The organism is Petrotoga sp. 9T1HF07.CasAA.8.2 (assembly GCF_002895585.1).
Classification (GTDB): Bacteria; Thermotogota; Thermotogae; order Petrotogales; family Petrotogaceae; genus Petrotoga; species Petrotoga mobilis.
The window spans coordinates 1-1,778 of sequence record NZ_AZRI01000028.1 but is presented as its reverse complement, the minus strand read 5'-3'; the positions used below and the strand labels follow the sequence as shown (position 1 = coordinate 1,778).

Annotated in this window: 1 protein-coding gene; it reads left to right on the top strand. The window is 34.3% G+C overall.

Annotated features, from left to right (window positions below; all coding sequences use genetic code 11):
* The coding region (locus X925_RS05875; protein WP_146026692.1) for an IS1634 family transposase at nucleotides 1-1,603 on the top strand (1,603 nt) is incomplete at its 5' end.
* Nucleotides 1,604-1,778 lie beyond the last annotated feature (175 nt).

The window sequence follows — 1,778 nt, the reverse complement described above, 5'->3', positions numbered from 1 at the left end:
CGGTAAGAATAAACAAAAGATAATCGCTAATTTGGGTAGAATTGATACTATCAGTAGAAAAGAAGTGGAAAATATTGTCGATAAACTCGTACAGATATATGATATAAAAGGTTATGTGAATTTGAATAATGTTGAGGAAGCACCCGATAAGAAGAATTATGGGGTAAAGGTAATAGTAGATAAGTTGTTTGAAAGGTATGAGATGGATAAGTTCTTTGAAAAGATGGATAAAAAGACGAGATTTGATGTGGAAGATTTGTTGAAAATAATGGTTATGAACAGAATAATAGAACCTAAAAGTAAGTTGGGAATATTCAACGAGCTAGATTATTATGGATTCAAAAAGAAACGCCCCGAAGGGGGTTCAAGGAGGGATGAGGCAGAAACAGATGAAGAAGGGATAGCCTTACAATGGATGTACAGGACTCTAGATGTGTTATCGCAAAAGAAGGAAGAGTTAGAGAAACATCTGTACAGTCAAAGGATAAGTTTATTCAATTCTGTAGTAGATTTAGTATTTTACGATGTAACGACGTTAGCCTTTGAGACACAACAAACGAACGAGTTACTACAGATGGGGTATTCGAAAGATAAGAAGTTCAACGAATCACAGGTGGTTTTAGGGATGTCGATAGATAGGGATAGGATGCCGGTTAGTTTTGATATATACCCAGGTAACACGTTTGAAGGACATACGTTCAAAGATACGATAGAGGCGATGAAAAAGAGATATCAGTTGGGAAAGGTAATAGTGGTTTCTGATAGGGGGATGATGAGTAGAACCAATATGGAAATAGTAGAGAATTCGGATTACGAATTCATAGTAGGTAAATCGATAAAACAGTTAAAAAAGGTGGATATATTCGATGGGGAATTCACTGAAATATCAAAAGGGATTGAATACAGAGAAATAGAATACGAGGGTAAAAGATTACTCATAATACATTCAAAGGAAAGGGCTGAAAAAGATAGAAAAGACAGGATTAGATTGATTGAAAAAGCGAAGAAAATGTTGAAAGATGGGAACATAGAATCAAAAAGCAAAAGAGGTGCAAAAAAGTACTTAAAGACAAAGAACGAAGTAGATTATACACTTGATATCGAAAAGATAGAAAAAGACGAAAAATATGACGGATACTATGGAATAATAACCAACACACAGTTGAATCCAAAACAGATATTAGAGCAATACCATACCTTGTGGAAAGTGGAAGAAAGTTTCAGAACACTAAAGAATTATCTTGAAACAAGACCGATATTTCATTGGACGCAGAAAAGGATAAAGGGACACATAGTGATGAGTTTCGTATCTTACATAATGCAAAGAACACTTGAATTAGAACTTGAGAGAAACAATATAGAATACTCACACGAAAAGATAAGAGAAGCGATTAAAAACATGGAATACATAGATATTAAAACCAACGAACAACATTTTGCCATTAGGACTAACATGAATCTTTTAGCTCAGAAGATATTGAAGATACTTAATATACCAATTCCAAAAGTGGTAACCCCATATGAGGAATTCATAGAGAAACTGAAACTACAGGACCAAAATAAGGAAAATAAAGGATTAGAAAGGAGCCAAGCACAAGCGTAAGACTAAAACACTGATAAATAAAGGAAAAGAAAGGCATGTAGTGACACTTTTGAAAAACAGAGAAAGCAAAAAACGCTTTTTTGCAGTTATTCATGCCTGTTTTAGAATTCTTACGTTTTTGTAACTGTCAAACTCAGGACCTCATGCTTTAAGGCATACATGCGCAAAAAGACTT